23 protein-coding genes are annotated in these 22313 nt (G+C 61.8%); 12 read left to right on the forward strand and 11 right to left on the reverse strand.

Annotated features, from left to right (window positions below; genetic code table 11):
- The first annotated feature begins 54 nt into the window (after positions 1–54).
- From FHR70_RS04390 to FHR70_RS04400, 3 genes are all read left to right on the forward strand, one after another.
- A complete protein-coding gene (locus tag FHR70_RS04390; protein WP_183447460.1) occupies positions 55–675 on the forward strand; it encodes a hypothetical protein in 621 nt (206 codons plus the stop codon).
- Positions 676–739: 64 nt separating this feature from the next.
- A complete protein-coding gene (locus FHR70_RS04395; protein WP_183448490.1) occupies positions 740–1624 on the forward strand; it encodes an S-methyl-5'-thioadenosine phosphorylase in 885 nt (294 codons plus the stop codon).
- A gap of 69 nt (positions 1625–1693) precedes the next feature.
- Positions 1694–2239: an adenine phosphoribosyltransferase gene (locus FHR70_RS04400; protein WP_183447462.1), complete on the forward strand. Its 546-nt coding sequence runs from the start codon at positions 1694–1696 to the stop codon at positions 2237–2239.
- A gap of 48 nt (positions 2240–2287) precedes the next feature.
- Here FHR70_RS04400 and FHR70_RS04405 read toward each other — a convergent pair whose 3' ends face one another.
- From FHR70_RS04405 to nfi, 3 genes are all read right to left on the reverse strand, one after another.
- Positions 2288–3298 carry a MaoC family dehydratase gene (locus tag FHR70_RS04405; protein WP_183447464.1) on the reverse strand — a complete coding sequence of 337 codons (1011 nt, stop codon included), beginning with the start codon at positions 3296–3298 and terminating at the stop codon, positions 2288–2290.
- Positions 3299–3449: 151 nt separating this feature from the next.
- On the reverse strand, positions 3450–6668 hold the full coding sequence (locus FHR70_RS24270; RefSeq protein ID WP_183447466.1) for a PQQ-dependent sugar dehydrogenase: 3219 nt from the start codon (positions 6666–6668) through the stop codon (positions 3450–3452).
- Between the two features lie 134 nt (positions 6669–6802).
- Entirely contained in the window at positions 6803–7471 is a 669-nt protein-coding gene (gene nfi / locus FHR70_RS04415) for a deoxyribonuclease V (RefSeq protein ID WP_183447468.1), read from the reverse strand.
- Positions 7472–7660: 189 nt separating this feature from the next.
- Here nfi and FHR70_RS23850 point away from each other — a divergent pair, with 189 nt between their 5' ends.
- The 3 genes from FHR70_RS23850 to FHR70_RS04425 all read left to right on the forward strand — a co-directional run bounded on the left by FHR70_RS23850 (position 7661) and on the right by FHR70_RS04425 (position 9342).
- A complete protein-coding gene (locus tag FHR70_RS23850; protein WP_246407790.1) occupies positions 7661–8347 on the forward strand; it encodes a hypothetical protein in 687 nt (228 codons plus the stop codon).
- Positions 8348–8355: 8 nt separating this feature from the next.
- Complete coding sequence (locus FHR70_RS23855) at positions 8356–8808, forward strand: hypothetical protein (protein WP_246407791.1); 453 nt, start codon at positions 8356–8358, stop codon at positions 8806–8808.
- Between the two features lie 111 nt (positions 8809–8919).
- On the forward strand, positions 8920–9342 hold the full coding sequence (locus FHR70_RS04425) for a group III truncated hemoglobin (RefSeq protein ID WP_183447470.1): 423 nt from the start codon (positions 8920–8922) through the stop codon (positions 9340–9342).
- A gap of 1 nt (position 9343) precedes the next feature.
- Here FHR70_RS04425 and FHR70_RS04430 read toward each other — a convergent pair whose 3' ends face one another.
- From FHR70_RS04430 to FHR70_RS04465, 8 genes are all read right to left on the reverse strand, one after another.
- A complete protein-coding gene (locus tag FHR70_RS04430) occupies positions 9344–9496 on the reverse strand; it encodes a hypothetical protein (protein ID WP_183447472.1) in 153 nt (50 codons plus the stop codon).
- Positions 9497–9576: 80 nt separating this feature from the next.
- Positions 9577–10674 carry a redox-regulated ATPase YchF gene (gene ychF / locus FHR70_RS04435; protein WP_183447474.1) on the reverse strand — a complete coding sequence of 366 codons (1098 nt, stop codon included), beginning with the start codon at positions 10672–10674 and terminating at the stop codon, positions 9577–9579.
- 52 nt (positions 10675–10726) lie between these two features.
- Positions 10727–11338, reverse strand: a complete 612-nt coding sequence (gene pth / locus FHR70_RS04440; RefSeq protein WP_183447476.1) for an aminoacyl-tRNA hydrolase — start codon at positions 11336–11338, stop codon at positions 10727–10729.
- A gap of 1 nt (position 11339) precedes the next feature.
- The gene (locus FHR70_RS04445) at positions 11340–11759 is read right to left on the reverse strand and encodes a hypothetical protein (RefSeq protein ID WP_183447478.1); all 420 of its coding nucleotides are present in this window, start codon (positions 11757–11759) and stop codon (positions 11340–11342) included.
- 96 nt (positions 11760–11855) lie between these two features.
- Positions 11856–12473: a 50S ribosomal protein L25/general stress protein Ctc gene (locus FHR70_RS04450; protein WP_183447480.1), complete on the reverse strand. Its 618-nt coding sequence runs from the start codon at positions 12471–12473 to the stop codon at positions 11856–11858.
- Positions 12474–12629: 156 nt separating this feature from the next.
- Positions 12630–13562, reverse strand: a complete 933-nt coding sequence (locus FHR70_RS04455; protein WP_183447482.1) for a ribose-phosphate pyrophosphokinase — start codon at positions 13560–13562, stop codon at positions 12630–12632.
- 155 nt (positions 13563–13717) lie between these two features.
- Positions 13718–14248, reverse strand: a complete 531-nt coding sequence (locus FHR70_RS04460) for a hypothetical protein (protein ID WP_183447484.1) — start codon at positions 14246–14248, stop codon at positions 13718–13720.
- Positions 14249–14310: 62 nt separating this feature from the next.
- Complete coding sequence (locus FHR70_RS04465) at positions 14311–15471, reverse strand: benzoate/H(+) symporter BenE family transporter (RefSeq protein WP_183447486.1); 1161 nt, start codon at positions 15469–15471, stop codon at positions 14311–14313.
- A gap of 618 nt (positions 15472–16089) precedes the next feature.
- Here FHR70_RS04465 and FHR70_RS24475 point away from each other — a divergent pair.
- The 6 genes from FHR70_RS24475 to FHR70_RS04495 all read left to right on the forward strand — a co-directional run bounded on the left by FHR70_RS24475 (position 16090) and on the right by FHR70_RS04495 (position 21892).
- Complete coding sequence (locus FHR70_RS24475; RefSeq protein WP_183447487.1) at positions 16090–18015, forward strand: cadherin domain-containing protein; 1926 nt, start codon at positions 16090–16092, stop codon at positions 18013–18015.
- Positions 18016–18138: 123 nt separating this feature from the next.
- Positions 18139–20145 carry an excinuclease ABC subunit UvrC gene (uvrC, locus tag FHR70_RS04475; RefSeq protein ID WP_183447489.1) on the forward strand — a complete coding sequence of 669 codons (2007 nt, stop codon included), beginning with the start codon at positions 18139–18141 and terminating at the stop codon, positions 20143–20145.
- Positions 20146–20244: 99 nt separating this feature from the next.
- Positions 20245–20841, forward strand: a complete 597-nt coding sequence (pgsA, locus tag FHR70_RS04480; protein ID WP_183447491.1) for a CDP-diacylglycerol--glycerol-3-phosphate 3-phosphatidyltransferase — start codon at positions 20245–20247, stop codon at positions 20839–20841.
- Positions 20842–20845: 4 nt separating this feature from the next.
- Positions 20846–21097: a molybdopterin converting factor subunit 1 gene (gene moaD, locus FHR70_RS04485; protein WP_183447493.1), complete on the forward strand. Its 252-nt coding sequence runs from the start codon at positions 20846–20848 to the stop codon at positions 21095–21097.
- 13 nt (positions 21098–21110) lie between these two features.
- Positions 21111–21566: a molybdenum cofactor biosynthesis protein MoaE gene (locus tag FHR70_RS04490; protein ID WP_183447495.1), complete on the forward strand. Its 456-nt coding sequence runs from the start codon at positions 21111–21113 to the stop codon at positions 21564–21566.
- Positions 21567–21634: 68 nt separating this feature from the next.
- Positions 21635–21892, forward strand: a complete 258-nt coding sequence (locus tag FHR70_RS04495; RefSeq protein ID WP_183447497.1) for a hypothetical protein — start codon at positions 21635–21637, stop codon at positions 21890–21892.
- Positions 21893–22313 lie beyond the last annotated feature (421 nt).

The following is a 22313-nucleotide window of genomic DNA, read 5'->3' on the forward strand; positions in this document are numbered from 1 at the left end:
AGGCCCCGCAAGGGGCCTTTTTCTTTTCAGGTGACAGCGTGTGACGGCAGCCCTATGTCGGCAGCCATGCTGCAGACGATCGCCGACGATATCTGGGAAAAGCCCTGCCTCGCCTACCATGTTCAGCCCAGTCTCGAGCCAGACACCCGCCAAGCCTTCGAGGCCGTGCAGCGGGCGATTGCCGAGCTCTGGCCTGAGCCGTTGCATGTCGGCCCTCAGCACGGGCTGCATGTCACCATCTATCCGCTAGTTCCGGTAAAGGGCTCCTTCGACAAGGATACCTACTGGCAGGGCATCGCCCGACAAAGCCACAGCCTCCTGCAGGAGCTTTGCACGGGGCACCAAACCTTGGAATTGCGCTTCTTCCGCCTCAAGGTCACCGACACGGCCATCATCGCGACCGCGACCGAGGCAACAGGCCTGATCGATGCCATTCGCAGCAGAATCGTCAGCGATATTCCCCCACCGCCGGGACACAAACCGATCATCTACGATCTGATCCACACGACCCTGGCCCGTTACCGGACAAGCGCCTCCCTTCCAAGAACTGTCGTCGATCGCGTTGAGAGCCTGCCGGTTTCCATAGCGGCACCAGTAAAGCGGATCAGGCTCGTTCGGGAGACGCTGTTCCCTTGCCTCGCAACGGACGAGATTGCCGCGATCCCGTTGAGGTGAGGCTTGGGGAGAAGCCTGCACTCGTCTATGGAGGAGACCAATGGGCTCAGCAGGCGAGGGCGAAATGACGAAGGCGGTTCTAGGCATCATCGGCGGATCGGGGGTTTATGACCTGCCGGGGCTTGAGGACATGCGCGAGGAGCGCATCACGTCTCCCTGGGGCGAGCCGTCGGACGTGCTGCGCATCGGCCGTATCGGCGAGACCACCATCGCCTTCCTGCCCCGCCACGGACGCGGCCACCGCCTGTCGCCCTCCGACATCAACTACCGGGCCAATATCGACGTGATGAAGCGGGCCGGCGTCACCGACCTGATCTCGGTTTCCGCTGTCGGCTCGTTCAAGGACGAGTATTTCCCGGGCTTCTTCGTGCTGGTGGACCAGTATGTGGACCGCACCCACAAGCGGGAGACCTCGTTCTTCGGCCAGGGCTACGTCGCCCATGTGCCCATGGCCCATCCAGTCGGTCCCCTGCTGCGCCAGCGCATCGCCGATGCGGCCGTGGCCGAGCACATCCCGTTTGCGCTCGGCGGCACGCTGGTGTGCATCGAAGGGCCGCAATTCTCTACCTTTGCCGAGTCGATGACCTACAAGCGGCAAGGCTACGACGTGATCGGCATGACGGCGATGCCGGAGGCCAAGCTCGCCCGCGAGGCCGAGATCACCTATGCGACCATCGCCATGGTGACCGACTACGATTGCTGGCACCCGGAGCACGACCATGTGGACGTGGCCTCGGTCGTGGCCGTGGCGCAGCAGAACGCCGCCAAGGTCGCTCGTCTCGTCGCCCGTGTGGCCCGTGATTTCCCCGCCGAGCACGAGCCGTGCCCCGCAGGATCCGACAGGGCGCTCGACGGCGCCATCATGACGGCACCCTCGGCGCGCGATCCGGAGGTTCTGAAAAAGTTGGATGCGGTGGCCGGCCGGGTGCTAAACCCCTCAAAAGCGTGATCGTCGGCGCCTTGCGCGCACAGCCGTCACGGATCCATTCTCATAAACCACCCAGGCAGGCTTGACCCCATGGACCAGCGTCTCCTCACCGACCTGAAGGCCGCGATCCGCTCGATCCCGGATTATCCGAAGCCGGGCATCGTCTTCCGGGACATCACGACCCTGCTGGGCGATGCCCGAGCCTTCCGGCGCTCCGTGGACGAGCTCGTGCACCCCTTTGCCGGCGGGCGAGTCGACAAGGTGGCAGGCATCGAGGCGCGCGGCTTCATCCTCGGCGGTGCGGTGGCCCACCAGCTCTCGGCGGGTTTCGTGCCGATCCGCAAGAAGGGCAAGCTGCCTCACGAGACCGTGCGGATCGCCTATTCGCTGGAATACGGCGTCGACGAGATGGAGATCCACACGGATGCCATCGGTCAGGACGAGCGCGTGGTCCTCGTGGACGATCTCATCGCCACCGGTGGTACGGCGGTCGCCGCCACCCAGCTCCTGCGCCAGATGGGTGCCAGGATCGTGGCCGCCTGCTTCATCATCGACCTGCCGGACCTCGGGGGCGCGAACAAGCTGCGCGACCTCGGTGTCGAGGTGCGCAGCCTCGTAAGCTTCGAGGGGCATTAGTTCGACAGTGGCATCCTCGCCTTCGAGGAAGACACTGGAAAGAACAGGTCACCCCCGCCGTTCCCAGAACACCATGCCGTCGAAGGCGAAGACCTCCTCGCCGTTCTGATTGGTGCCGGTATTGTGGTGGAACACCAGCCCCCATCCCGGGCGGGACGCTGATGGGCGCTTGGCCGTCACGGTGGTGCGGTAGGTGATCGTGTCGCCCGCATAGACGGGCTTCAGCCATTTGAGGTTCGAGAAGCCCGGGGAGGGGCCGAGCCGGGCCGGCCGCTGGCCGTGGGCGAGGGCATAGGCGCGGATTCGGTCGCGATGGCCGACCATGTGCTTCATCCACACGCTTGCCGTATGCCAGCCGGAGGCGCAGAGCGCCCCGAACAGGCTGCTCTTGGCGGCCTCCGCATCCACATGGAAGCGCTGCGGGTCGTATTGCTTGGCGAAGCGGACGATCTCGTCAGGCGTGAAAGGATAGGAGCCCAGCTCATCGGTCTCGCCGATCACGAGATCCTCGAAGTAGGGATTGGACGAGATCGGCGGGATCTCACGTGGTGGATGGTCGCCAGGCAGCGAACCTGCCACTGCCGTGAGAACTTTGCTGCCCTCAGAGGCAAATGGCTCCGCATCGCGGGTAGCGAACATCACCCAGTTGGCCTGCGTCAGCACGGTTTCGTCGGCCTGGTTGACCATGTCGAAGTGGAGCTTCACGAGGCCGAGCGTGGGCCGGCTCTTGGAGACGCGGCTCTCCAGGACCTGCACGTGGGAACGCAGGGTGTCGCCGGGTCTCACAGGCCGGACCCATTTCACCTCCTCGATCCCCGGCGCCCCCATGGCGGACGAATCCAGCAGCAGCCCGTCGGCCACAAGGCGCATGTTGAGGCTGCAGCTATGCCAGCCCGAGGCGATGAGAGTGCCGATGAAGGAGTCCTTGGCCGCAACCTCGTCCACATGGAAGGGCTGGGCGTCGTATTCCCGCGCAAAGGCCAGGATATCGTCCTTCGACACATGGAGTGGGCCGAGGGCCTGAGAGAAGCCGACCGGCAGATCTTCGAACGTGCGCATGAAGCAATCCCTTGTCGAGAATTGCCCTAGCACAAGGGAAGCGCCGTTGGGAGACCCGCGCCTGCAACCCTGATCCGTCGCTCGCACGGCCTGAGAAGCAAAAAGGGGACGGGCGATGCCCGTCCCCTTGAATGCGTCCGTGTCTCGAAGGCTAGAGAACGAACCAGCTCTTGCTGAGGTCGATCGAACCTTTCAGCTTGATCACGGCCTCGGCGGCTTTGTCGTTGTCAGTGTTGAGGTAGACGTAGGTCGCGCTCTTCGTTTTCTCGTAGCGCACCTCGCCAGCCTTGCTGAACGCCTTCTTCCCGATGAAGCTGAAGTTCTGGTCGCCACTCTTCTTCGTATTGGCGTCCACTGCCCGCAGGTCGAGACGGTCGCCGCTGCGGCCGGAGAAGTCGATGATGTAATCGGCCTTGCTCTTGGAGGAGCCCGTCTCCCGGTCGTCGAAGACGAACACGTCCCGACCCGTGCCGCCGGTCATCGTGTCTTTGCCCAAGCCGCCGACGAGGCGGTCGTTGCCGAGACTTCCATCCAGCAGATCATTGCCAAGTCCTCCGATGAGCGAGTCGTTGCCCATCTCGCCAAGCACCCGGTCGTTGCCGCCGCCCGCATCGAGCGTGTCGTTCTCGGAGCCGCCCATCAGCGTATCGTTGCCGAGGTCTGCTTCGATGCGATCATTTCCGCCAAGGCCATTGAAGGAATCGTTGCCGCTTCCGCCCTTCATCACGTCAGCACCGGCGCTTCCGGTCGCCTGTTCGGCAGGAGCGTCCTGAACGTAAATGACGAAGCTGCTGGTGATGCTCTCGCCAAAGGAGTCGGTGGCCATCACCTCGATGGTATGCTGGGTTTCCTGCTCGTAATCGAGTCTGACGCCGTCAGCCACGCTGAGCTTGCCATTCGAGTCGAGGGAAAACCGACCGCCCGCGCTGTTCACGAGAGTGAACGTGTGCCTGTCTCCGGAATTATCATCGACAGAGAAGTCGCCGATGGGTTTCCCGTCATTGCTGTTCTCCATTACCGCGTTGGCATCCAGCTTCAGGCTGCTGGGGGGCGTGTTGAGCAATCCTTCCAGGTTGACTGTGCGATCGGCAAACTGGAAGAACTCAACGTTGACGACGGTATCCGTTCCATCCCGGTTGGCGACGTTGTCTTTGACCTGGAAACCGGTTGCAACACGCTCGATCGTATAGTCGCTACGCTTGCCCTTGAAGACAACGGTGTCGGAACCGCCCGCTCCGTTGAGATAATTGTCGCCCTTGTTGCCGATGAGGGTATTGCCTACCTCGTTTCCGATAAGCTCGCTGACTTCGCTATCCTCGTCCGCCTTTAGGATCTCGACGTCAGCTCCTCCAGTTAGCATATATCCGGACGTCCTAACGATGACAGTGTCCGTACCCTCACCAGCTGTCTCAACGATCTCTTCGCGGCCGTCCGAGATCCAATAGGTGTCATTGCCACCTCTACCGATCAGAGTGTCTTGCCCGCCCTTGCCGTCGAGAATGTTCGCCACACCGTTGCCAGTGATGACATTGTAGAGAATGTTCCCGGTGCCTTTGATGGCATTGCCTCGAAGAACCAGATTTTCCAGATCGGCGCCTAGAGTGTAGTTGATCGTGGATTCGACCGTATCGGTCCCTGAGCTCTCAATCTCGATAACGGTGTCATCGGCATCATCCACGACATAAGTGTCGTCGCCGTTGCTGCCGATCATCGTGTCGGCGCCAGCCTTACCGTCAATGCGGTTATCGCCGTCATTCCCTTCAAGCATCTGATCGAACTCATTGCCCGTGATATTGAGTTCGCGTTCGCTTGCATAATCCTCGGCACGAAGCCGCTCTACCTCCTGGCCGGCCTGCAATACAAAGTTTGGGACGACATTGTCTTGAAGTTTCACGAGAATTTCATCGATACCATTGCCAGTCGCTTCAACGACGCTGTCGCCATTGTCGACATAATAGGTATCGTTGTCGGCACCGCCTTCGAGCGTATCAACACCGTCATCGCCGTACAGATGATCGTTACCCGCATCGCCATAGAGATGATCATTATCATCTCCTCCGTGAATTGTGTCGTCCCCACCGCCACCATAGATGGTGTCGTTGCCGCCGGCGCCATTCAGATCGTCGCCCACGTCCTCAACGGGAGTATTGTCGCTCAAGCGGAATACACGACCAGTATCGTTGCCCCATGTGTTGTCGGCGTAGCTGATGGCGTAGAGATTGCCCTGCCCATCGAGGCCGAAGGACGAGAGGTGCCCGAACTGCATGGGATTGCCGTTCGCATCCCGAAACAGGTTGGTAATGTCTTCAACCTCAGCTTCGGCTCCGCTCACATCCATGGCGAAGATGTGGCCGTTGTTGAAGTCGCCGAAGATGTACTTGCCATTCAGCGGACCCTGGCCTGAGTAGAAGTAACCGCCGGTCACCGATCCACCGATGTCGCGGCCATAATAATGATATGGATCTGTATAGCCCGGTGTATTCTGAGGGCCGTCGGCGACGGGAGCGACGCGCCAACCGTAATTCTTGCCAGCTTCGACGATATTGATTTCCTCGTAGGTGTTCTGACCAACGTCTGCAACGTAGAGCTTGCCATCGGGACCGAAGCAGGCGCGCCAGGGATTGCGCAGGCCAACGGCCCAAATTTCAGATGGCTGTGCCAGCTCGCCAGTGATTTTGTCGAATTCTGTGGGATTGTCCGCCGGGATACGATAGCTTCGGTTCGCATCCGCCGGGAAGTCATCGCCGCTTACATCAATGCGCAGCATCTTTCCGAGGTGGTTGATAGAGCCGTTCTGATTGACGACTGTCTGCGCATTAGAGGCGACTGTATCCTCGCCAGTGGCGATGTAGAGCATGCCATCCGGTCCGAAATCGAGCCAGCCCGCGCGGTGATGCGTGTTCTGCTGCGGGTAGTCGATCAGCATGATCGTCTTTTCCGTCGGCACTTGGCTCAGATTGTTTGGATTGAACGTATACTCGACAATCGCCTGCTTGCGTCCGGTTCCCTGATCATTGTCGGGCGTGGTGTAGTTCACGTAGCATTTGCCGTTGGTGGCAAAGTCAGGGTGGAAGGTGAACCCGAGAAGTCCCGCTTCTGTGTTGTTGTTGACCCTGTTGCTGATGTCGAGGAAAGTCTGAGGAGCCGTCTCAGGGTTATTCAGATCGTGAATCTTGATCGTGCCACCTTGGGACACGACGAAAAGGCGCCCTGTGTCACCTTCCGGTGCCGTTGCATAGAGCGGGCGATAGAGGCCTGAAGCGATTACCTTGCTAGGCGGAGTTCCAGCTTCGGGATAGCCGTAGATCAATTCTGCATTGTCGGTACCGGTGTACCTGTCTGACCCAATGGTGCCGCGATAATCTGCCATGATGAAAGCCCCCGCATTGAAAGAGTTCCTGGCCTAATCTGTCGCGGAGGGCTCCTTGGGCGGCAACTCTCTGAACAGGGGGGATTCCTGACGAAACGTCAGGTTTTTATTCGGGCCGTGCTATTTGGCACCAATCAGGGCGAGAACTGACCCGCCGCGTTGTGCGCCAGGCGGATCGGTTCCGGCAGGCGGTATTTCGGCGAGCAGCGCAGGACGAGTTCGGCGGCTGTCGGGATGTCGGCGAGGTGGCCGGGGGAGATGAACATCGGGTTCTTGGCCGTGCGGGTGCGCAAGGCCACGCCGATGGTCTCCTTGCGGTCGATGAGCGGCGCAGCAGAGCCTTTCTCCTCACCCAGATCCTTGTAGCGTCCGCACAGGAGCGTCTTGCCGCAGCCGATGGTCGGGCGCTGCACCCACAGGCCCATATGGCTGGCGATGCCGATGCGGCGGGGATGGGCGATGCCCATGCCGTCGAAGAGAAACACGTCAGGCTCGGATTTCAGCTTCTCGAACGCTTCTTCAAGCACAGGTCCTTCACGAAAGCTGAGCAGGCCCGGCACATAGGGGAAGGGGGTGGGGCGCTGCGCCAGCACCGTTTCCACCGGCAGGAAGCCCGGATAGGTGACCACCACGATGGCCGCCTGCGACTGCTCGTTCTTCACGCTCACATCGACGCCGGCCACGAGCTCGACCCGGTCGAGGTCGATAGGCCGGTCGGAGACGACCTCCCTGCGCAGCTCATGCTGCAGGGCGATGGCCTCGGAGGGGGAGAGATTCCAGTCGTGTCGATGGTGAAGCTTCATGGCCGTTCATTGAGGATCCGAAACCTCAACGCTCAAGGTTGAGGATCGATCCTTAGGGAGAGGCTGATATGGCCAAGCCTATGAACCCATTACGGGAAAATCCTTAGGGGCATTCTCTGAATTTTGTCCTTGGCCCGATGGGGATACACCCTCGGCCGTCCCAAAGATAAATCCAACAACGAGGATGTCATGTCTCGCGTATCTGCCACGGCCGGCCTTGCCGCCCTCGGCGCCGGCCTCTGGGCGCTGCCCGCCGAAGCGCATGTGAAATGGTTCGCCCCCTACATCGTCGATGCCGCCCCGCAGCCGATCTCCGCCACCCTGACCAATGTATGGTTCTGGACCGGGATCGGCCTGGTGCTGGCCTTCTTCCTGGCCACGCTCTTCGTCGAGCGCACATTCGTCGGCCGCGGCATCCAGTCGGGGCTCGACCGCGTCAGCGCTCCGCTCTGGAGCCGTGCGGACGACTTCATGCGCGTCTCCATCGGCGGCTTCTTCGTGGCGATCTTTGCCGTTGGCGGCATCTATCTCACGCCGGACCTCAAGACGGATTACGAGCTCATCTCGTGGGCTCAGCTGCTGATCGCCATGTGCGTGTTCTCGCGCCGGACCATGCCGATTGCCGCCGCCGGCATCATCACCCTCTGGGTGGTGGCGCTGCGCGAATACGACCTGTTCCATCTGCTCGATTATCTGGCGCTCGGCGTTGCCGTCGCGGCCTATCTGGTGATGGCGTCCTCCCGTGACGAGAAGTGGCGTGCCCGCCGGTTCCTAGCCCTGCGCTGGGGCATCGCGATCGCGCTGATGTGGTCGTCGCTCGAGAAATTCGCCTATCCCGACTGGTTCTTCCGCTTGTTGAGGAGAAGCCCTTCCTGACCTTCGGCATGCCGCGTGATGTGTTCATCCCGATGGCGGGCGTCGCCGAATTCACCATGGGCTTCGGCCTGCTCTGGACCCCGCTGGTGCGCCGTCTCTCGGCCGTGGCCCTGCTGGCGATCTTCTTCACCGCCGTCTATCCGTTCGGCCGCATCGATCTCGTGGGCCATGCCCTGATCATGGCCGCTCTCTTCCTGGTCGCTGCCGATCCGTGCCGCGAGGCTAAGGCGGTTGCCGTGAAGATGCCGAACACATTGCCGCGCTTCGGCAGCCTGGCTTCGGTGCCTGCTGGTCTTGCGGTTGCCCTCGTGGTGCTGGTGAGCGGGTATTGGGGATTGCATGGCGTGTTCTACAGCGCCGGGTATGAGGCCGAACAGCAGATCGAACTGACGACACATTCCCACAGCAAGGAATATCCGCATGGACCTCAGGCCAAGCCTGAGACCCGGAGCCATCACTAATCAACCTCAGGCCGGGCCGTTATAAGCGGTCCGGCTTGATCTTTCGCAAGGAATGGCCGAACGGGATGGAGGCATGATGCTCCATCCTTTCTGGTTTTGAGGAGATCCGCTTTGGCGCCATCAGCCACAGGCCGCAGCATCCCGATCATCAGCCCTGCCGAGGGCGTGACGGAGGAGATGATCCGTCAGCTCGTGGAGACCTTCTACGACCGGGTGATCCGCGATCCGGAGCTCGGGCCGCTCTTTCACACGGCGCTCTCCGGCCGCTGGAGCCGGCACCTGGCGCTGATGGTGGATTTCTGGTCCTCGATCGCGCTGCGGACAGGGCGCTACCAGGGCAAGCCACAGGCGGCGCATATGAACATGAAGCTCACGCCGGAGCTGTTCGCCCGCTGGCTGACGCTGTTCGAGCAGACCGCGAGTGAGATCTTTGAGCCGGACGTTGCGGCATTCTTCGTGGATCGGGCTGGACGCATTGCAGAAAGCCTGCAGATCGGCCTCGGGATCGGACCGAAGGCGTTGCGGCTGGCTTAAACTACCGCTCCCACCACTCAAGCTCGTCGTTGCCGCTCTTGGGCAGCAGGGACGAGATGCCGATCATCAGAAAGCCGCAGGCCACGAGCACGCCGACGAAGAATTCGGCGCTACCGAGGCCGGGGGACAAGAAACTCTCGAAAAAAGCCTGCATGAAGCCACCCTCCATGCAGGCTTTGTCGCATTGTGGTCCTGAACGGGCGAAAAAGCCTGCGTTCAGGATTCCGACAGATTCTAGGTATTGAACCGGAAGTGCATGACGTCACCGTCCTGGACGACGTATTCCTTGCCTTCAAGCCGCAGCTTGCCCGCATCACGCGCGCCGGCCTCGCCCTTCAGGGAGGTGTAATCCGTGTACGCAATGGTCTCGGCACGGATGAAGCCCTTCTCGAAATCCGTATGGATCACGCCGGCGGCGCCCGGAGCCTTGGTGCCCTTGGTGATCGTCCAGGCGCGGGCCTCCTTCGGGCCGACGGTGAAATAGGTGATGAGGCCAAGCAGATCGTAGCCGGCGCGGATCACCCGGTTGAGGCCAGGCTCGGTGAGACCCACCGCATCGAGATACTCCTTCTGCTCGTCGGGCGGCAGAACGGCAATCTCGCTTTCGATCTTGGCCGAGACGACGACGGCCTTGGCACCCTCTTCCTTGGCTCGTTCAAAAACCTTGGCCGAGAAGGCGTTGCCCTGGTCGGCGGAGGCCTCCTCGACGTTGCACACATAGAGAACCGGCTTGGAGGAGAGCAGGCCCAGCATCTGGAACAGGCGCTCTTCTTCGACTTTACGCTCCACCATGCGGGCAGGCTTGCCATCGCGCAACAGGGGCAGGGTGCGGTTGATGAGGTCGAGGGTCTCCTTCGCCTCCTTGTCGTTGCCCTTGGCTTTCTTCTCGAGCGCAGTGACGCGCTTCTCGAGGCTGTCGAGGTCGGCCAGCATCAGCTCCGTCTCAATGGTCTCGATATCGGCAATCGGGTCGATCTTGCCCTCGACATGGGTGATGTCCGTGTCCTCGAAGCAGCGCACCACATGGGCGATGGCATCGACCTCACGGATATTGGCGAGGAACTGGTTGCCGAGGCCCTCGCCGCGGGACGCGCCACGCACAAGGCCGGCAATGTCCACGAAGGTGAGGCGGGTCGGGATGATCTGCGCCGAGCCGGCGATTCCCGCCAGTTGATCGAGCCGGTCGTCCGGCACCGCCACGTCGCCCACATTGGGCTCGATGGTGCAGAACGGGTAGTTGGCGGCCTGGGCCGCAGCGGTCTGCGTCAAGGCGTTGAAGAGAGTGGACTTGCCCACGTTCGGCAGGCCGACGATGCCCATTTTGAAGCCCATGGCCTCACTCCTTTGCGTAGCCAGCGCGTGCCGCTGACGTTGTTTTTAAAAGTTATGTGGCCTTTTCTCCGGGCCGCTTCACGTCCGTCCAGCCTCTCGCCTCCATGGCGAGGTGGACCTTGTTCTGAAAGCTGCCGTCCTCGCCCTTGGCGAGGAGCGCGGCGCTGTCCGCGATGATCCGGCACAGGTCATCGACCCAGGCCTCTTCGCTCTTGCCGAAATCGCCCAGCACATGGCTCTGCACCAGGGCCTTGTGGCCCGGGTGGCCGATGCCGAGGCGTACGCGGCGGTAATCGTTGCCGCAATGGGCCGAGATCGAGCGCAGGCCGTTATGGCCCGCATTGCCGCCACCGATCTTCACGCGCAGCTTGGCCGGCGGCAGGTCGAGTTCGTCGTAGAAGACCGTCACGTCGTGCAGCGGGATCTTGAAGAAGTTCTGCGCTTCTCCCACGGCCTGTCCCGACAGGTTCATGAAGGTCTGCGGCTTGATCAGCAGCACCTTCTCGCCGCCGATGACCGCGTCCGCGGTCTCCGCGTGGAAGCGCTTGCGCCACGGGCCGGCATTGTGCTCGCGCGCGATCTCGTCCACGGCCATGAACCCGATATTGTGACGGTTCCTGGCGTAGCGGGATCCGGGATTGCCGAGGCCGACGAAGAGGCGCATCCTATTTAAGCCATTCGTTTTTGAGAGGCTCGATCTCAGCTGCCACATGGGCCGCGGACCCGAGGGTTTCATCAGCAATTTGCATCGCGATGAGATACTTAAGGTTTTGCACCTGTCCTCTTAAGTGCTTCTTCCATTCCAGAGGGTGCTCAAGCTCGACTTCTATGAGTTGTGGATCGAACTTGATTTCTCTTGGAATCTCGAAAGAGGCGATGCTCGAGCCATTCACTAGAATAGAATAAAGATCTTCACTCTGGTCAGGCGTCCAGTTGAGTAAGAGAGCCGATTGGACGCCCTTAAAGGCTCGAAGGAGTACCGAACGGATAGTCGCAGTTTCAGGAGCCTCTAAGAGCCAGGATTGTGAGTGTCGCAGCTGACTCTCAATCTCTCGCTCCCTTTTGCTCCCGATGAGCTTCATCACCAGCACCTAGGCTCATATTGGTGTAAAAACGCTCCGGCCTTGCGGTCGGAGCGTTAAAGCCTGTCGATGGGCTCAGTAAACGCCCGATCAGAGCCTTTAGGCTGCGGGGGTACCTTCGGCAGCCGCCGGAGCCGCGTCCTCTTCCTTCAGGCCGGTCGGGGCCACGACGGTGACGAGGGTCACGTTCTCGGCCGAGGTCGCCTTGGCGCCGTTCGGCAGCTTGATGTCGTTGAGGTGGATCGAGGAGCCGATGTCGAGACCATCGACCGATGCCTCGATGTAGTCGGGGATCTGGTCGGACGGAACGAGCAGTTCCACCGAGTGCTCGACGATTTGGAGAGCGCCGCCGCGCTTCAGACCCGGGCTCTTCTCCTGGCCGACCACGTGCACCGGAACCACGACCTTGATCGCCTGGCCCTGCGCGAGGCGCAGGAAGTCGATGTGGATCGGGAAGTCACGGACCGGGTCGAGCTGGTAGTCGCGCGGAATGGCGCGGATCGTCTGGCCGTCCACGTCGATCTCGAAGATCGTGGTCAGGAAGTGACCAGCGAAGATCAGCTGCTTGGTCTGGTTGAAGTCGAGGGCGATCGCCTGGGCCGGCTGGCCGGCTCCGTAGATGACGGCGGGAACTTGGCCTTGGCGACGAACGGCCCGGGCGGCCCCCTTGCCGGCCCGGTCGCGCGCCACGGCCTTGATTTGCTTTACTTCGCTCATGGTCGTGGTCCTTTGAAATGGGTTGAAAAACCGATGGCCGCCAAGGTCTTGAAACCTACCGGCGGCCATGAGGTCAGCGCCCGTGCCTCCAAGGGTGTCGAGCGGGCGCGAGGCGGCTTATAGAGAAGAACCGCCGGGAATGCAAGAAAGTCCCGTTTAGTCGAACAGGCTCGACACCGAGCTTTCTGTCGCCGTGCGGCCGATGGCTTCGCCCATCAGAGACGCGATGGAGATGACGCGGATGTTGTGGGCCGCCTTCACCGCCTCGGTCGGCATGATGGAATCGGTGATCACGAGCGCCTTCAGGCGGGAGCTGGCGATGCGGGCCACGGCTCCGCCGGAGAGAACTCCATGGGTGATGTAGGCGTAGACCTCCTTGGCGCCGTTGGCGAGGAGTGCATCGGCGGCGTTCACCAGGGTGCCGCCGGAATCGACGATGTCGTCGACCAGGATGCAGGAGCGGCCGGAGACGTCGCCGATGATGTTCATCACCTCGGACTCGCCGGGGCGATCGCGGCGCTTGTCGACAATGGCGAGTGGGGCATCGATGCGCTTGGCAAGGGCACGGGCGCGCACCACGCCACCCACGTCCGGCGAGACCACCATCCGGTTGCCGCCATCAAGGTGCTCCTTGATGTCGCGCGCCAGGATAGGGGCGGCGAAGAGGTTGTCCGTGGGAATGTCGAAGAAGCCCTGGATCTGGCCGGCATGCAGATCCAGCGTCAGTACGCGGTCGACGCCCGCATGAGTGATCATGTTGGCGACGAGCTTGGCTGAGATCGGCGACCGGGAGGCGGGCTTCCGATCCTGCCGGGCGTAGCCGAAATACGGGATCACCGCCGTGATGCGGCGGGCCGAGGCCCTGCGCAGCGCATCCGTGATGATCAGAAGCTCCATGAGGTGGTCGTTGGTGGGAAACGAGGTCGACTGGATGATGAACACGTCCTCGCCGCGCACATTCTCCTGGATCTCGACGAACACTTCCATGTCCGCGAAGCGCTTCACCTGAGCTTTTGCCAGAGGAACATTGAGATAGGCGGAGATGGCCTCCGCCAGCGGACGATTGGAATTTCCCGCAACGAGCTTCATGAAAGCAACTTTGGCTTTGTGTGACCGATAATGCCCGCTGCGCAACGCCGTGATCCCTGCGCGGCCGGGCGCAAGGGTCTTAGCAGCGATATCAAACCGTCACAATACACGTGAGCGGCTTTGATGCACCGCAAAGCCGGGTTGTTGCCATGCGGTTATTGCATTGCAACTTGGTTCTCCTCGTCGGAGGCCTCTGTCGGCTGGGCCTCCGCCGTCTGGAACGGCGCTTCGGCTGCCGGTGTCTCGGATTTGGCCTCGCTCAGGAACTCCGCGATCTCGCCCATGCTGGCCTGGGCCAGCTTGGCAAGAGCCTGCTTGTCGAGGGACGAGATGGAAGCAACCGGTGCGGGGCTCGACCCCTCCAGACGCTTAGCCCGGCGCTTCTGGGAATCGAACACGTCCCAGACGTAGGACACCTTGGTTTCGCCGTCCTCGGTGGCGGTCGAGAGATAGCCGCGGACCCGGTAGCGGGCCTCGGCGCTGGCGCCGACGAGATCGACCTTGCGGTCGGTGGCCGCGGTGGCGAGCTCCTCGGCCAAGGCGGATCGGATGGGGGCAGGTGCCCCGTCGATGCTCTCAAGGGCGACGGGAATACCCTCGGGCGACGCGCTGAATGTGCCTTGGCAGGCTCCCAGAGCCGCCGTCAGCGCGATTGCGGCAAGCCGTGCAAGCGTCATCCCACTCATGAAAGCCCCCGCTCTTATTCTTCGTAACGAAGTCTTAAGCTTAACGGAGGCGCCCGTCCAGTTCAGCCGTGGCGACGCAGCCGGGTCGCGAGCGAATCGAGCCCTAGGGTGGCAAGACCCGCAACTAGCCCCCAGAAGGCCGAGCCGATGCCGAAGAGGGTGAGACCCGATGCGGTCACCGCCAGGGTGATCACGGCCGGAAAAACCTTGGAGCCTTCGGAGAGGGCAGAGCCCAGAGCCCCGGCGAAGGCGCCCAGGAGGGCCAAGCCTGCCACGGTCTTGATGAGTTCCGGCGGCAGAGCGGCGATCAGGCCGATCAGCGCCGCGCTGAAGGCGGCAAAGACCAGGTAGCTCAAGGCGTAGAAGGGACCGACCATCCAGCGCTTGGCAGGGTCGGGATGGGTGTCGGGCCCGGTGCAGATCGCCGCCGAAATGGCCGCGAGATTGCTCGTATGGGCGCCGAAGAGGGCGGTGACCAGGGAAGCCAGCCCTGTCACGGCCAGGATCGGACGGGACGGGGGCTGGTAGCCGGAGGCCTTCAGCACGGCGAAGCCCGGCAGGTTCTGGGACGCCATGGTGACCAGGAACAGGGGCAAGCCGAGCCCGATCAGCGCCGCAGGCTCGAAGACAGGCGCGATGAAGATCAGGGAGGATAGGCTCAAGGTCGATGTCAGCGGCTGCGCCATCCCGCCGCCGAAGGCGATGCCGAGACCCACGAACAGCACCGCCAGCACGGCCAGCGCCGGATTGACGAGCCGCACCACGAGGAAGATGGCGACCAGGGGCAGGACGAGGCCGGGCGCGCCCTCAGCGCTCTGGAATACCCCGACGACGAACTGGAGGAGCACACCGGCCAGCATCGCGGCCGCGATGGAGGTGGGGATGCGTTCGATCGAACGCCCGAACGGCTTGATGAGAGCCGCAAGCACGATGAGAGCACCGGCCAGCAGGAAGGAGCCGACGGCTGCATGGATGGAAATGCCGGCGGAGGCGGCAATGAGCGCCGCGCCAGGGGTCGACCAGGCCGTAATCACGGGCATCCGGTAGCGGACGCTCAGGTATCCGCTGCTCGCCGCCATGGCAAGGCACAGGGCGGCTACCCAGGAGGAAGTCTGCTCCGCATCGGCCCCCACGGCCTGGGCGGCCGCGATGATGATCGCGATCGTACTGCCGAAGCCCACCAAGGCCGCAACGACGGCTGATGTGACGATCGACAGGCGCATGACCGGCTCCAAAAATCCCCAGGAGCTTAGCCGTTTAGAGGCATCGGAGCGGCTGGTCCAGGCTTCCCGTCTTCTCGAGCGCTCTCACGGCTATTTTAACTAAAGTTACAAAGTTTCTTGCTGGAAATTAGTAACGTTGCATCGTAATCGTGTAGAAGGCTTGAAAGCTAAAGCCTCGGTCCTCGCCTCGAACCCATTTGGAGCTTTCCTATGGTCAGCAATGCCGTCAAGGTCGGCAGCGAAATCCGCGTCAACATTACACCTACCGGATTTCAAGAAAACTCAAGCGTAACGGTTCTCGCGGATGGACGATGGGTCGTGACTTGGTCAGGGAATGGCCCTGATGATGCAAATGGCATTTTCCAGAGGATCTATAAAAGTGACGGGACACCGCTTGTTGAAGGCGAAGTTCGCGTCAATGCTACGACTGCCAGCAATCAGTCCAACCCAAGCGTAACGGCTCTGGAAGGCGGGGGATGGGTTGTAACTTGGCAGGGCAACGGTCCCGGAGATACAAACGGTATCTTCCAGCGGATCTATGACAGCAGCGGAACAGCGATAGGCAACCAGGAAATTCTCGTCAACTCTATGCCGGCCGGAAACCAAATTCGGCCTGACGTGACATCCCGACCTGGGGGCGGCTGGATCGTTACCTGGACTGATATTGCCACTGCCCGCGTCGTACAGAAAGTTTATGACGGACCGGAGGATACAGGCAAAGAAATCGTAGTCGGCAACGTCGGCGCTATCGGTGTCAGCGTGCCGAATGTCACGATACTGGCAGGAGGCGGATGGGTCGTCACTTGGCTCGGGGACATGTCCGGGGAACAGGGGATCATCCAGCAGGTCTATAATGCCAACGGCACGGCAAAGGATGATCCAGCCGTCGTCAAGGCAGGTGATTTCAGCCTGCTGTTCCACTGCGTAACAGGACTTGCTGACGACATGTGGGTCGTCGCCTGGAGCGAAGACGGTAAAATCGTCCAGCAGTTATACAATGCGGACGGATCTAAGAACGGAAGCGAGATTGTGGTTCCTGCGGTGCCTGGCGTGACCGGCACCGTCACGGATCTGACCGCTCTTGGCGGTGGCGGATGGATCGTCACCTGGCTGGGGATGGACGGCAACGGCCAGTCCTATGTCTACCAGCAAATCTATGACGCCGATGGTGCCACCGGTGAGCGAGGCAGCCCGATCAGCAGCGCGGCCGGATCCTCGACGACACTGAGTGCCACCACAACTCAACTCGCTAACGGCGAATGGGTTGTCGTTTGGGATGGCGATGGGCGAGCGATCGGAGACCAGGACGATGTTGGAATCTTCTTCCAGCGCTTCAGGATGCTCGGTACCGCCCCGACGGACATCGAGCTGTCGGGTGTCACAATCGACGAGAATTCCGAACCCGGTACCAAAATCGGCACGCTCTCGGCCACCGACGAGGATCCGGGCGACACGTTGACGTTTTCGCTGCTTGACGATGCCGGCGGCATGTTCGCCATCGAAAACGGGAAGCTGGTCCTCAAGGCCCGCGGCGTGCTCGACGCCGAGGGGACGAAAACTTACAGGATCGAAGTCAAAGTCGAAGATGACGACGGGCTCTCATATACGCAGGAGTTCACGATCACCGTCAATGACGTGAACGAGAACCCGAAGGGCATAGGCATCGATGGTGGAGAGGTCCTGGACAACGTCGCGGCCGGCACGCGAATCGCCACCTTGACGACAGCAGATCCGGACGCGGGCGACCAGGATCCATCCGACTTCACCTATTCCTTCGTGACCGACCGGTCTGGAACGACGCCGGCCACCAGCGACCTCTTCGTCATTCAGGGCGATCAGATCAACCTGAAGGTTGGGAAGGGGTCTCTCCCGCCGGGCGCTTACAGCTTCTGGGTCAAGACGACGGATGACGGAGGCCTCTCCTATGTCAGGCCGGTCACGCTTACCATCACGGCGTCCGGCGAAGTCTTCCCCCAGGAGCCGGACGTCGTGCCTCCCCCGCTCAAGGAAGTGTTCGACGGAACGTCGGGCAGCGACACGCTCACTGGCAATGAGATCGCCAACATCATCAATGGTTGGGCCGGCAACGACAGGCTTTACGGGCTGACGGGCGACGACAAGCTCTATGGAGGGGCTGGTAACGACATCCTCTATGGCAACGAGGGCAACGATCTCCTCGCCGGTGGCCTGGGCAAGGACAAGCTTTACGGTGGCAGTGGCAAGGACATCTTCCTCTTCGACAGCGCCGTGAAGAAGGGGCAGTTCGACCAGATCATGGACTTCAGCTCGAAGGACGATACGCTTCAGTTCAGTCTTTCCGCCCTGAAATCCTTCAAGATCAAAGCCTTCAAAAAGGGTAAGCTGAACAAGAAGTTCTTCACGCTGGACGATAAGGCTGAGGATAAGAACGACTACCTCGTGTACAACAAGAAAAAGGGCGTCGTTCTGCTCGACAGTGATGGCTCCGGGGGCAAGAAGGCGATCGAGATCCTCAAGATCAAGCCTGGGACGAAGCTCGCCGCCGACGATTTCGTCTTTATCTGAGCGGCAGTCCTGCTTTCAGTGCCAGAACCCGGCGGTTATTCCGCCGGGTTTTTGCATGGAAGGCGGCAACCGGGGAGGGTTCAAGCCCTTCCCCTGCGACTCCCGAGCCCTTAAATCTCCCCCATGAGTCGCAACACCACCAATGACGTCCCGCCGGATATTCTGGACAATGAGGAGGACGATGAATCCGTTGCCGTCGAGAGCGGCTCCGATGTCGAGTTCGACCTCGAGGCCAATCCGGGCTCGGTCCAGCGCGGCACCGAGGTGATCCGGCATTTCTGGACGACCCTGCCCAATGCGCCCGGCGTCTACCGCATGCTCGATGCGAGGGGCGATGTGCTCTATGTGGGCAAGGCGAAGAGCCTGAAGAACCGCGTTGGCTCCTATGCTCGCGGGCAGGCTCACTCCAACCGCATCGCCCGGATGATCGGCGAAACCTCGTCGATGGAATTCGTCACAACGGCGACGGAAACCGAGGCGCTGCTGCTCGAGGCCAACCTCATCAAGCAGCTCAAACCCCGCTACAACGTGCTGCTGCGGGACGACAAGTCGCTGCCCTACATCCTCCTCACCGCAGATCACGAGGCGCCGCAGATCGTGAAGCATCGCGGCGCGCGAAAGCGCAAGGGCGATTATTACGGCCCCTTCGCCAGCGTCTGGGCGGTGAACCGCACCATCAACGCGCTCCAGCGCGCCTTTTTGCTGCGCTCCTGCAACGACAGCTATTACGAGAACCGCACGCGGCCCTGCCTGCTTTACCAAATCAAGCGCTGCTCCGGACCCTGTACCAACGAGATCCCGCGTGAGGACTATGCCGAACTCGTTGCCGAGGCGCGGGCGTTTCTCTCTGGCAAGTCGAATGCGGTGAAGCAGCGCATCACCGAGGAGATGCAGCAGGCTGCCGAAGAGCTCGAGTTCGAGCGCGCCGCGCGTTGTCGCGATCGTCTTGCTGCGCTCTCGGCCATCCAGGGCGTGCAGGGCATCAACACCCAGTCGGTGGAAGAGGCGGATGTGTTCGCCCTCGACGAGCAGGCTGGGCAGTTCTGCGTCGAGGTGTTCTTCTTCCGCAACTGGCAGAACTGGGGCAACCGCGCCTATTTTCCGAAGGCCGACAAGTCCATGAGCGCGGACGAGGTCCTGGGCGCCTTCATCGCGCAGTTCTACGACGACAAGCCGGCGCCGCGCCTGATCCTGCTCTCGCACGAGATCGAGGATGCGGAGCTCATGGCGGCCGCGCTCTCGACCAAGACCGACACGAAGGTCGAAATCCACGCGCCGCAGCGCGGCGAGCGGCGTCAGCTCATCGAATACGTGCTTCGCAATGCCCGCGAGGCGCTCGGCCGAAGGCTTGCCGATACGGCTTCACAGCAGAAGCTGTTGGTCTCCCTTGGGCAAGCCTTCGGGCTGTCAAGGATACCGCGTCGCGTCGAAGTCTACGACAACTCGCACATCATGGGCACCAATGCCGTCGGCGCCATGGTGGTGGCGGGAGCGAACGGCTTCATGAAGCAGCACTACCGCACGTTCAACATGAAGTCGGAGGAACTGAAGCCCGGCGACGATTACGGCATGATGCGCGAGATGCTGCAGCGCCGCTTTGCCCGTCTGGTGAAGGAGGAACCGCGTGCTGCAGATGGGGATGGCGCGGCGACTGGAGATGACGGATTTCCCGCCTGGCCCGATCTCGTGCTCATCGATGGCGGCAAGGGCCAGCTCGAGGCGGCCCGTCAGGCGCTTGCCGAGGTCGGCGTCAGCGAGGACGACGTGGCCCTGATCGGCATCGCCAAGGGGCGCGATCGCGATGCGGGCCGCGAGACCTTCTTCAAGCCGGGCCAGCCGCCCTTCAAGATGCCGCCGCGGGATCCGGCGCTTTACTTCGTGCAGCGTCTGCGCGACGAAGCGCATCGTTTCGCCATCGGGGCACACCGGGCCAAGCGCAAGCGCGAGCTGGTCAAGAACCCCCTCGACGAGATCCCTGGCATCGGGCCGACCCGCAAACGGGCGCTCCTGCATCATTTCGGTACCGTCAAGGCGATCCAGCGGGCGGCCCTGGAGGATCTGATGAAAGCGCCCGGAGTGAACGCCGCCACGGCCCGCGCCGTCTACGACTTCTTCCACGAGCGGGGGTGAGGGCGCTGTGAACGAGGAGGGTGGCGCCATGGTGCTGTGCCGCAATTCCAGCCCTGTGCAATTGACGGATTGTCCGTCCTCATGCTTCCTGCGGGTGTGATGAAGTCTGTTTCCTCCTTTGGCCGCTCGAAGGCCTTGAACCTGGCCAACCTGCTGACCTACGGCCGACTGGCGGCGGTGCCGGCCGTGGTCGGCCTGCTGTTCTGGCCCGAGGACCACTGGTCCCGTTGGGCCGCGCTGGTCGTCTTCGCGGTGGCGGCCATTACCGACTACCTCGACGGCTACGTGGCCCGCACCTTCGCCCAGCAATCGGCGCTCGGGCGCATGCTCGACCCCATCGCCGACAAGCTGCTCGTGGCCGCCTGCCTCTTGATGCTGGTGGCCGACGGCACGATCCATGGCTGGGCGCTCTGGGCTGCCATCGTGATCCTGTGCCGCGAGATCCTGGTCTCGGGCCTACGCGAGTTCCTGGCAGAGCTGAAGGTCAGCGTGCCCGTGAGCCGGGTGGCCAAATGGAAGACCACCCTGCAGCTGGTGTCACTCGGCTTCCTGATCGCCGGGCCGGCCGGCGAGACGGTGCTGCCGAACAACACCCTGATCGGCATCGTCCTGCTCTGGGTGGCGGCGGTTCTGACGATCTATACCGGCTGGGACTACTTCAAGAACGGCATCCATCATCTCATGGACGAGGGCTAGAGCCATGAAGCTCGTCTACTTCGCATGGGTTCGTGAGCGGGTCGGCAAGACCGACGAGGAGGTCGAGGTGCCGGTGGGCATCGGGACCGTGGCCGATCTGGTGCGCTGGTTGAAGGGCCGAGGCGAGGAATACGCATACGCCTTCGAGAACGAGGGCATCGTCCGTGCCGCCATCGACCACGTCCATGTCAAGCCCGAGGCTTCCCTTGCCGGCGCGCGGGAGATCGCCTTCTTCCCGCCGATGACGGGAGGCTAGCCTCAGGCGCGCCATGGCACGCATGATCCGCATTCAGGCCGAGCCCTTCGATGTCGCCGCCGAGACGGCTGCCCTGACCGTGGGAAGGGCGGATATCGGCGCGGTGGTTGCCTTCACGGGCCTGTGCCGGGATGAAGGCGGACGGCTCGCAGCCCTCGAACTCGAACATTATCCCGGCATGGCCGAGGTCGAGATCAACCGGATCGCCGAGCAGGCGCAAAACCGCTGGCCGGTGCTGGGGCTTACCGTAATTCACCGTTTTGGACGGATCTCTCCAGGCGAGGAAATCGTGCTGGTTCTGGCCGCCAGCGCCCATCGCACGGCCGCCTTCGAGGCGGCATCGTTCATGATGGATTATCTCAAGACCCAGGCTCCGTTCTGGAAGCGCGAGCACCTCAAGGGCGGCACAATCGGCGCCTGGGTCGAGGCCAAGGAGGCCGATGATCGGGCGATAGAGCGGTGGGGCTGATCTCCTTGCTTGACGCTGCCTGAGGAGAGGAGGACCATCTTCGGTGTCATGACACGCGGAGATGCCTCATGCGCAGCGTTGTCTTCGTTCTCGGCCTGCTGATTTTGGTTCCGGCGGATGCGCATGAACGGCCAGTGCTTCCCCAGCAGGCACAAGCTCCCGATCACAATCCGCTCGATTGCTACTGCCGGGCGCAAGGCAAGATGTTCGCCCCGGGAGAGAAGGTGTGCTTGAAGACGGTCGATGGGCCACGGCTCGCTCAGTGCCGGATGGAGATCAACGTCATGTCGTGGAGCCTCACGGAGGCACCGTGCCCTGAGACATAAAAAAGGCTGCCGGTCAGGGCAGCGCGGAGAGACCATGAAGATTGTCAGGCGGGTTGCCCGGAGTTGCGAAGCGTCCGCTCAGAAAAGACCGGCTACGACAGCGACGATGAAGGAAGAGGACACGCAGACGGCAGCGATGTTGAGCTTGGCTGTCCAGTCGAGATTGGATGTCAGATACATCGTAGCCCCACTTCTGCGTGAGGGGTTAATCCCCTCTGAATGGATAGGTAGGCTATCAAACCTGCTGCCTCCTGAGAAGCAGTCCTGAAGGGATTGAGGGCACTTCGCAGACTTCCCGGAATGGTTAACAAATGGTTAACGCCTTGTTTTGATTGGCTCGTAATCGTTTTCAGCCGCAGGCGAAAAAAGTTCCTGCTCTATTCTGTCGCACCCTGTTTTCCTTACGGTTTCAGAGAGAGGC

It is taken from the genome of Microvirga lupini (assembly GCF_014191055.1).
Taxonomy (GTDB): Bacteria; Pseudomonadota; Alphaproteobacteria; order Rhizobiales; family Beijerinckiaceae; genus Microvirga; species Microvirga lupini_A.

Excerpts from the sequence above, each read along its gene's own strand:
- FHR70_RS04465 (WP_183447486.1), bottom strand. The coding sequence starts at position 15,471 with ATGCGCCTGTCGATCGTCACATCAGCCGTCGTTGCGGCCTTGGTGGGC.
- FHR70_RS04460 (WP_183447484.1), bottom strand. The coding sequence starts at position 14,248 with ATGAGTGGGATGACGCTTGCACGGCTTGCCGCAATCGCGCTGACGGCG.
- ychF (WP_183447474.1), bottom strand. The coding sequence starts at position 10,674 with ATGGGCTTCAAAATGGGCATCGTCGGCCTGCCGAACGTGGGCAAGTCC.
- FHR70_RS04490 (WP_183447495.1), top strand. The coding sequence starts at position 21,111 with ATGGCACGCATGATCCGCATTCAGGCCGAGCCCTTCGATGTCGCCGCC.
- FHR70_RS04390 (WP_183447460.1), top strand. The coding sequence starts at position 55 with ATGTCGGCAGCCATGCTGCAGACGATCGCCGACGATATCTGGGAAAAG.
- FHR70_RS04405 (WP_183447464.1), bottom strand. The coding sequence starts at position 3,298 with ATGCGCACGTTCGAAGATCTGCCGGTCGGCTTCTCTCAGGCCCTCGGC.
- moaD (WP_183447493.1), top strand. The coding sequence starts at position 20,846 with ATGAAGCTCGTCTACTTCGCATGGGTTCGTGAGCGGGTCGGCAAGACC.
- pgsA (WP_183447491.1), top strand. The coding sequence starts at position 20,245 with ATGAAGTCTGTTTCCTCCTTTGGCCGCTCGAAGGCCTTGAACCTGGCC.
- pth (WP_183447476.1), bottom strand. The coding sequence starts at position 11,338 with ATGCGCCTCTTCGTCGGCCTCGGCAATCCCGGATCCCGCTACGCCAGG.
- FHR70_RS04495 (WP_183447497.1), top strand. The coding sequence starts at position 21,635 with ATGCGCAGCGTTGTCTTCGTTCTCGGCCTGCTGATTTTGGTTCCGGCG.
- FHR70_RS04400 (WP_183447462.1), top strand. The coding sequence starts at position 1,694 with ATGGACCAGCGTCTCCTCACCGACCTGAAGGCCGCGATCCGCTCGATC.
- FHR70_RS04395 (WP_183448490.1), top strand. The coding sequence starts at position 740 with ATGACGAAGGCGGTTCTAGGCATCATCGGCGGATCGGGGGTTTATGAC.
- nfi (WP_183447468.1), bottom strand. The coding sequence starts at position 7,471 with ATGAAGCTTCACCATCGACACGACTGGAATCTCTCCCCCTCCGAGGCC.
- FHR70_RS23855 (WP_246407791.1), top strand. The coding sequence starts at position 8,356 with ATGCCGCGTGATGTGTTCATCCCGATGGCGGGCGTCGCCGAATTCACC.
- FHR70_RS24270 (WP_183447466.1), bottom strand. The coding sequence starts at position 6,668 with ATGGCAGATTATCGCGGCACCATTGGGTCAGACAGGTACACCGGTACC.
- FHR70_RS23850 (WP_246407790.1), top strand. The coding sequence starts at position 7,661 with ATGTCTCGCGTATCTGCCACGGCCGGCCTTGCCGCCCTCGGCGCCGGC.
- uvrC (WP_183447489.1), top strand. The coding sequence starts at position 18,139 with ATGAGTCGCAACACCACCAATGACGTCCCGCCGGATATTCTGGACAAT.
- FHR70_RS04455 (WP_183447482.1), bottom strand. The coding sequence starts at position 13,562 with ATGAAGCTCGTTGCGGGAAATTCCAATCGTCCGCTGGCGGAGGCCATC.
- FHR70_RS04430 (WP_183447472.1), bottom strand. The coding sequence starts at position 9,496 with ATGCAGGCTTTTTTCGAGAGTTTCTTGTCCCCCGGCCTCGGTAGCGCC.
- FHR70_RS04450 (WP_183447480.1), bottom strand. The coding sequence starts at position 12,473 with ATGAGCGAAGTAAAGCAAATCAAGGCCGTGGCGCGCGACCGGGCCGGC.